The organism is Blastococcus tunisiensis, assembly GCF_900112815.1.
GTDB lineage: Bacteria > Actinomycetota > Actinomycetes > Mycobacteriales > Geodermatophilaceae > Blastococcus_B > Blastococcus_B tunisiensis.
This window is the reverse complement of record NZ_FOND01000038.1, coordinates 1-8075: the sequence shown is the minus strand read 5'-3', so window position 1 is coordinate 8075 and position 8075 is coordinate 1. Positions and strand designations below refer to the sequence as shown.

The 8075-nt window shown below is 66.1% G+C and carries 6 protein-coding genes; 2 read left to right on the top strand and 4 right to left on the bottom strand.

The window, feature by feature from the left end:
* Positions 1-50: 50 nt before the first annotated feature.
* From BM142_RS23985 to BM142_RS23970, 4 genes are all read right to left on the bottom strand, one after another.
* Positions 51-2516: a PHP domain-containing protein gene (locus BM142_RS23985; RefSeq protein WP_092204040.1), complete on the bottom strand. Its 2466-nt coding sequence runs from the start codon at positions 2514-2516 to the stop codon at positions 51-53.
* A 623-nt stretch (positions 2517-3139) separates the two neighbouring features.
* Positions 3140-3403, bottom strand: coding sequence for a hypothetical protein (locus BM142_RS23980; RefSeq protein ID WP_139229012.1), 264 nt, complete (start codon positions 3401-3403; stop codon positions 3140-3142).
* Between the two features lie 498 nt (positions 3404-3901).
* Positions 3902-4624, bottom strand: a complete 723-nt coding sequence (locus BM142_RS23975; protein WP_092204036.1) for a hypothetical protein — start codon at positions 4622-4624, stop codon at positions 3902-3904.
* Positions 4617-4808 carry a hypothetical protein gene (locus BM142_RS23970; RefSeq protein WP_217640875.1) on the bottom strand — a complete coding sequence of 64 codons (192 nt, stop codon included), beginning with the start codon at positions 4806-4808 and terminating at the stop codon, positions 4617-4619. The genes BM142_RS23975 and BM142_RS23970 overlap by 8 nt, the downstream gene beginning before the upstream one ends.
* A gap of 1289 nt (positions 4809-6097) precedes the next feature.
* Here BM142_RS23970 and BM142_RS23965 point away from each other — a divergent pair.
* Entirely contained in the window at positions 6098-6397 is a 300-nt protein-coding gene (locus tag BM142_RS23965) for a helix-turn-helix domain-containing protein (protein WP_092204034.1), read from the top strand.
* Between the two features lie 73 nt (positions 6398-6470).
* On the top strand, positions 6471-7868 hold the full coding sequence (locus BM142_RS23960) for a tyrosine-type recombinase/integrase (protein ID WP_092204032.1): 1398 nt from the start codon (positions 6471-6473) through the stop codon (positions 7866-7868).
* Positions 7869-8075 lie beyond the last annotated feature (207 nt).

The following is an 8075-nucleotide window of genomic DNA, read 5'->3' as shown; positions in this document are numbered from 1 at the left end:
GGTCGACTCACGCCCATCGAGTACGAGACCATCACACCCACACTGGCCGCTCAGGCCGCGTGACCCAACCTGTCACCGATCCGCGCAGCAGTCCCACGCGTCGCGAATACGTACTGACGGGTTCCCCTGAGTTCCCTCAGCCGATCGACGAGGTACTCCTCGATCCAAGGGGCATGAAGGGCATCCTCGGGCTGGTCGATGAGCACTGGATTTTCACCGTCAGCGAGCAGGATCACGAGGATCGCCGTGCACTTCTGACCGTGCGAAAGGTCCTCGATGTTGGCGTAGTCCCTACCCTCCGGCTTGCGGAACTTTACATTTAGCACGTCGGGCGTCTCGATAAGTTGGACGTCCAGGAGCTTCTGCCAAAAGTCGCGTTCAGCCACGGCAGCCAACAGACGGGAGATGTCTGCAGCCGTCACGCCAGTGGGCAACGGGCCAGCCTTTGACATGTCTCCGCTCCAGATCGCCCGCACCAGATTGTAGGGCCGTACATTCTCGGCGATGCGGTCGAGTACTTGCTCACGCAAGCGCGAGCCGACTTTGAGCACATCGAGTGCCTTGCGAAACTCAGTGGTATCACCGCGGTTAGGAACGTCGATCCTTACGAAGCCCGATGTCTTCTTGTTGAGCTCATCTGCAAGAGCCCGTCGCAGCGCTCGGCGGTCATCGCGGGCATCCTTGAGTTCGGCAAGAAGCGTTTCGCGCTCCTGGCTGAGCCGGTCGTACTCGGGATGGGCCTCGTCTTTCAGCGTCTGAGCGGCACTCTCAGCCTTACTGAGGTTGGTCTGAACGGCCTCGAGTTCGCGTCGCAACTTCGCGAGCGAGGCAGACCCGGACTTCTCAAGGGTCTCATCAAGCTGCTTCTTGAAGGCTTGGAACTCGACGTTCAGTTCGCGTTCGACCTCGCCGACGACCGTCTTTAGATTGGTCAGGCTCGCATTCACCAACGTTTCGGCCGAATCGATCGCGGCCTTGAAGGCTTCTTGGGCTGTCTGAATCCGCTTGAACTCCGTATCGTGCTCGGGCGTCATTTTCGCTACTGCCGGTGCCGGTGCAATCGGCCGGTCGAAGCTGACGGCCTCGAGTGAGCCGACCAGCGTGGTAATTGCGCTGCGCTCCGACGTCCACCGTCCTTGAGCCTTGACGAGGTCACCGTCGAAGAGTGTCGACAACTCGCGTTCCCTCGCCTTGAGAGTCTTCGCTTCGGCCGCCTCTTCAGCCAGAGCCTGCATCCTGTCGCGAGTTGCGATCAGATACGCACCGTTGGCCTTCAGCTGACCTTCGCTGTCGGCGATGCGTGCCTCGATCTCCGTTAGGTCGAGCTTGGCGTCGACCAGCCCGACCCGGCCGACGGGCTGCCTGGCGTACTCGAGGATCTCGCCCTGGGAGAAGGCCGCCAGCGTAAGCAGGCTCGACGGGACACGATCGACCTGCACCCACTCGCCCGCGATGTCCTGTTCGACGATTGGCCTAGAGCCAATCGAGCGGTATGTCCGTGTAACGCGGTAGACATCGGTGGGGGTGCTGATTTCAACCGCAACGTCCGCGCCCTCGCTGAGTGCCGACTCCAATCGCCGATCGACCTCGTCACGGATGGTGGGGAAGAGTACCTGATCAACCTGCTGGTCGAGGGCGAAGCGAAGGGCTTCGAGGACCAACGACTTGCCGGCACCGGTGCCGCCCAGCAGACAGTTGAGGTCAGGGCTGAACCTCAACGCAGCCCCACCAAGGAAGCCGTCCGAGATTGAGATGAAGTCGATTGTTGGGTGCGGCGCGCTGGCCGTCGGGTCAGAAAGCGTCACCCGAAGATTCGGATCCTCTAGCGCATAACGCAGACCACAGAGGTCAGGTCGAGCCGCCTTGATCCAGCTCCGCCGAACGCCGATCCCGGTCGCCGAGTGGCGGCTCAGGGCAGCGTCGTAAGCGTCGGAACTCTGGATCAATGCCGGATAACGAGTCGCGCCCAGCTTCGCGGCGACCTTGGCTGGGGTCTGTGGCAGGACGTACTCGAAGGCCGTGATGTTCGGGTTGGCCAAGAGCTGGTTGACATGCGTCTGGACTGGCTGCGTCAGAATGCCCCGATCCTTATCGATGTGGGCGGCGATAGCCACTCCGCCCTTGACGTTAATCTCGGCCGCGCACTCAGCCATGCTCTTGGCAGCAACGACGTCCAAGTCACCGAGGCGGGCGCGCTCGATACCCAGTCGGATCAAGACATCCTCAATGGTCGACGGGGCTGTCCCCTCCTCCCAGATGCCGAGCAAATGCCCCTCTGGTGTGCTGAGTTCGAAGCCGGGTAGCACGACAAGCTCTTTGCCCCGCGCAGCTTCCGCCATTTGACCGCACCAGTCGACGGTGTTGTGGTCTGTCACGGCGATGGCGCTGAGGCCGGCGTCAAGCGCCTTCTGGATCAAATCTGCCGGCGTTCCAAAATCCTCACCCTTGGCGTCGCCCGATGCTGGGGTGTGTATATGAAGATCGACTGCCCAGAACCGTGCCCAACTACTGGTCATGCCGCCGAAACGCCCCTCCGCTAGATTTTTCCCGCTTGGTCCTGCCCCCGGAGCACCACGTCAGCCTTCCATCTCACGGCGACGTGAAGTGGCCATGGCCCCGGTGGCATTCGCCAGCGAGTCGATCCCGGCGGCCACCGTCCAGCCCGCTCTCCCCTGCGCTGCCGGCCGTGCTGACCCTGCCTGCCGTCGTAAGCCTGCCCGCGATCATTAGCGCCATCCATCTTTCGGGGACGCTGCCGATCCAGTCGCTGCTGCCCTGCGGATCGGTCACGTTCGTACTGGGCGCACCAACATTCGCTGCCGGCGCAGCTGGGGAGGTCCGTGCAGACCGTTGCGGCCAACGAGTACTCGCAGCTGGGCTATCCGGTGGCGTTCCCCTCGCAGGGTGTCCTCGTCGTAAGGCAGCAAGGTCTGCGATCCGACCAGGTACGTCACCCCAAACGCTGGCTGCGTCGCCCCCACGCCTTCACGCTTCTGATCCGCCGCCCCTTTGAAACGCATCGGGACTGGGCCACTAAGCACGCCCAGCAAGTCAACCTAACTGGGGCAGTCCCCGCGACCCTCACCCCGCCGTAGCGCGGCTGAGGGCAGCACCATGCCTGCTCCCTGGGGCAGCCGCCTCAGTAGTCGTCAGGTGCCTTGAGCAGGTCACTGACGCTGACCTCGTGCACGACCTCGGCGATGAACTTGACGAAGGCTGCGGCCGTCTCGGCTCCGCCGCGAGGCGGGAACTCGATGGTCACCGCGTGAGTTCCAGCGCCCGGCCTGCCGCTGGACGGGTCACTCACGATGAAGGCAGATGGCTGACCAGCCTCCAGCGAGACCCTGGCGATCCTCAGGGCATCGGCCAGATCGATCCCTGTCACAAGGATCTTGTTCTCCACGATCGCCGTTCTTGGCATGAGCCGCACCTCTCGTCTGACGTACACGATCTGACGTCGAGCGGCCCCATCGTGACGGCTGCCGCGCTGCAGTGTCGCGCCCTGCGAAGGAGCCTTCGCGAGGACCCGACCGCGAACGTCCCGTCGTCCAGGCGTCGATCCAAGGTCACGTCGGCGCCCACTGAGGTCATTGCTCGACGTCGCCGCAGCACCTCCCAGACCTGCTCGACGGGGCCGCGACGTCGATCCTGGTGCTCTGCTCAACCGGGTCTTCCTGCTCCTCATCGCTACTGGAGATAGACCAAGATCATGTGCCACACAGACCGTCTTGCATTTCAGGTGCCGGGACCCGTTGGGACGGAAAGGGAAGTGTCGCGCTACCTGCGTTGAGTAGGTCGTCCCACTGTCCCTGAGCGCCCCACTGTGGGGCACGCGGAAGCCAAGGAACAGGCACGCCCCAGGACATTCCGCACCGGCGGGCCTCGCAGACGGCTCGTTGCACTACCACCGAACGAATGTCGGCGAGTACTCCTCCGAGTCCACGCCAGGCGCCGCCTCAACGACCCATCCGAGGCCGCGGAGGACGTCTGCCGTTTCCTCCTGCGCATCGCGGATGGTGGCCCGAAGTTGGCGATGGCGCCAAAGTTCGCGCCCCCGCTGCACTACCTCCAGCCAGCCGTCCTTGCTGTCGACGCCGCACTCCTGAACGAGGAACTGCAGCAAGTCCTCAAGGCAGGGTCGGAACCGCTCACCGCCTACAGGAATGTGCAGGGACGAAAGATCGTGCGGCTTCTTGACGCGAGAGGGATCGACTGCGTGCGCACGAGCGAGCAGATGCGAGAAGGCGCCCCGTTCAGCGTGGACCTGCCAGTGGGAAGCCGGCGCCCTCCCCATGTCGGCTCGGTAGTCCAGTCGGATGAGCGGCGTCCGATCCAGCGTGGACTTCACGGCCATGTCGGATCGCACCGTCTTCAGGAAGGTGCCGCTCCGATCCAGACTGAGGTATATCGACAGACTCAACGTGGCAAGCGGCTCGCCTCCGACGAGCAGCAGGACCCCATCTCGGTCCTGTGGCCCGACGACATAGCGCTCAAGGTCCGGCGCTCGGCGCGAGATGATCTCGCGCTCACCCGGTAGCACACCGTCGAGGGTCTCCTGAACCGCCGTCGCGAACTTGGCCGACGCTGCCTCGAGCGAGTCCGCCGGCTCGCCAGCACTACTCACCTAGCAGGAAGGCGATCTCGTCCAGCTCTTCCTTTACGTCGAACTCGTGGCCAGTCAAGGTCCGGGTCTCGGCCAAGGCCTCAAAGTCCTCGAGGGACAGCCCCAGTTCATCCAGTAGCGCGCGGCGACGGCCCTCTAGCTCCGAGCGCGTCACTGTGACGACTGGCGACATCTCGACCTCCACATGTTCTCCACAGCCTGGCGCGACTTACGCACACCGTTGTCTACAGCCTTCCACCGACAGAACGACGTCGCAGCGCTATCGCTTCTCACAAGATCGAGTGAGCCCCGTCTGTCAAGAAGCGACAGCCGCCCGGTCCGGACCGGCCTGCCCGCATTGCGCTCCCCGGGGTTCGTAGAGCCACCTGTCACCGAGCGGGCGCCACGGCTCCCGACGACACGTGTCGGGTTGACGTGCAGCCGATGACTCCTGGTCGGGTCCGGACCAGGGCCTGGTCGCGGGGGCGACGCGCCGGGGTGAGCCACCCGTCACGGGCCGAGCAGCACTGGGGACTCCAATATCACGAGGCATCACACCTCATGCCTTTGAGTATTGACACCCCAGCAGGGCCGCGATCGGCGCACCTCACCAGCCGAGGTCCTTTCCCGAGGTTGTGCTGGGCCACCGCGGCCGGCGTGGTCACCAGCCGAACCTCCTTGACGTCACCCCCCGCCGGGCCGCGCGATGGCTGTGAATACTCGGTCTCCCCCGCGACTCGACGAGCTTCACACAATCCGCGCGCTCCTGGTCGACTTTGACGACGCGCTCCCGCGTCCTTTCTGGCGGAGTTCTAACGAGCCCCTGGCCGTGAGGACTCGGCGACCCTGCGCGGACAAGTGATCGGCCACCAATCCCGGTGTCACCCCTCGTCCACCGACCGACCTGTCCGCGGCGGCCATCGACGTCTCGTCGCCGCCTACTCTTCGCGCCCCTCCAAGTGGACCCTTGATGCATGAGGTGTGTCGGGTCGTGCTCTTCTCCGGTTCGGCAGTCGAGCTGGCCTGCGCAGGGCATTCAGGCGAAGACGGGCGTACGTCGCCGACCGCGTCGACGGTGTTGAGGTCTGCTGAAGGGGTGACGCGGCGGCGAGCTCGCAGGGACGTGCGTCGGACGCTCAACCAGGCGTGAGCGGCACCAGTTCCTCAGGCGCGGCAGTAAGGCCCCGTCGGCGGCCACCCGTGCGCACCTCGTGGAGCACGACCCGTCGATGCCTGCGCTGGTGAATGACCGCGTGACACTGCGCGGGGCCGTCGCCGACCGGAGGAAAACTGGAGACCCGCCGGAGCAGGTGGAGCGGACGAGCGACCCCGACGGACGTCACCCTCGGCGAACCGGGCCCGGGCCGCCCGAGAACCGGAGGAAATCAGGAACTTCGCCGGGCACTGTCACCAACGGGCCGGGAATGGCGCCTTTCCAGGTGGGCGTGCGGCGCCGGACGCCGGCGCACGAGGCCACGCGACGAGGAGGGCGAGATGGGCGACGCGCAGCGACCTCAGGAGTCGGTCTCCAGCGACCCGCTGCTGCTCACACCGGAGGAGGCCGCCACGGTGCTCCGCCTCGGGCGCACGACGGTCTACGCGCTGATGAAGGCGGGCGACCTGCACCCCGTCCACATCGGCCGGAGCTGTCGCCTCTCCCGCAGCGAGCTCGAACGTTACGTTCGCGGCCTGGAAGCTCCCCGCACCGCTCCTCGTGCACTGCGCCGGGCCCGGACCACCACGGACCAGCGCGGACTCTTCGAACTGGGCCCGACGTCGCCCGATGCCGCGTGAGTCCACAACCGCTCCGCCGGTGTCGGACCGCTCGGCCAGACTGACTCTCCAGCCCACGACCCAGGGGTGACCGATGGCGGGACGCGCCTCGAACGGCGAGTCGACGATCTACAAGGGCGCCGACGGGCGCTGGCACGGCTACGTCTCCGTCGGCTTCACGCTCGACGGCAAGCTCGACCGCCGGCACCTCAGCAGCAGTAGCCGCGGTGTCGTGGTCGCGAAGGTCCGAGAGCTCGAGCGCAAGCGTGACTCCGGGACCGTCGGCGAGACGTCGACCCCGACCGTGGCCGACTGGCTGGAGCACTGGCTCACCACCATCGCCCCGCGCCGGGTGCGGCAGCGGACGTTGGAGAGCTACGAGTCCGCCGTCCGCAAGCACCTGATCCCCGGACTCGGACGGCACCGCCTCGACCGGCTGCGCCCCGAGCACCTCGACCAGCTGTACACCGCTCTGCTCGACGCCGGCTACTCCCCCGCCACCGTGCTGCGCCAGCACCGGATCCTGTCGCGCGCGCTCACCGTCGCAATGCAGCGCGGCCACGTCGCGCGCAACATCGCCACCCTGGTCGACCCGCCCGCCCAGAAGCCGAGCGACATCGCCACCGCCCTGGACCTCGGCGAGGCCCGCGCCGTCCTCGCCGCCGCGGCTCATGGGCGCAACTCCGCCCGCTGGACGGTGGCCCTCGCGCTCGGCCTCCGCCAGTCCGAGGCGCTGGCGTTGCAGTGGAAGGACATCGACCCACTGGCGGGCACCCTCACCGTGCGGCGGAGCATCCACCGCGTCCGCGGCGGCGGCCTGATCTACGAGGAGCCCAAGAGCAAGCGCAGCCAGCGAACCCTGGCGCTCCCGGTACCGCTGGTCGCCGAGCTGCACCGGCACAAGGCCGCGCAGCTCGGCGAGCGGATGTTGGCCGGCTCCGAGTGGCACGACGAGGACCTCGTCTTCGCCCAGCCCAACGGCCGACCGATCGACAAGAAGACCGACTATGACGACTGGACCCGGCTGCTGCAGACCGCCGGCGTACGGCACGTCCGACTGCACGACGGCCGGCACACCGCGGCCACCTTGCTGCTCAGCGAGAACGTGCACCCGCGCGTGGTCATGGAACTGCTCGGCCACAGCCAGATGCGCACGACGATGGACATCTACAGCCACGTCATGCCGGCACTGGCCCGCGAGGCCGCCGACCGGATGAGCGCCCTGCTGCTGCCAGGTAAGGGTGGGCGAACTGCAACCAAAGACGACTCAGGCCGCTCCCCAGAAGGGGAACGGCCTGGTCAAAGGGGTGGAGCTGAGGGGACTCGAACCCCTGACCCCCACACTGCCAGGGCGGCTGGTAGGGGTCCGCGACTGTCCGCCGCGGTCCGTTTGTGCAGGTCAGGAGCGAATGGTGTCGCCAGCGAACCCCCGCGGACAACCGCGAACGCCGTCGTTTGGCTACCATCGTGGCACCACCTCGGAGCCGCGTGATTGGCGTAGTGACAGGACAACCACAACAGAAAGACCTGCGCGGTTAGCACGTCGGGCAGTGCGATGGACAGGTCAATACGATGGCCAGGACGCGTCTACGCCGCGCCGCGCAGAGTGGCGTCCACCAGAGTGGTGTTTGACCGGCCCGGTGAGGGGCGTTGACGTAGACGTGTAGGCGGCCACCGCGTGATCTTCTTGGAGACCTTC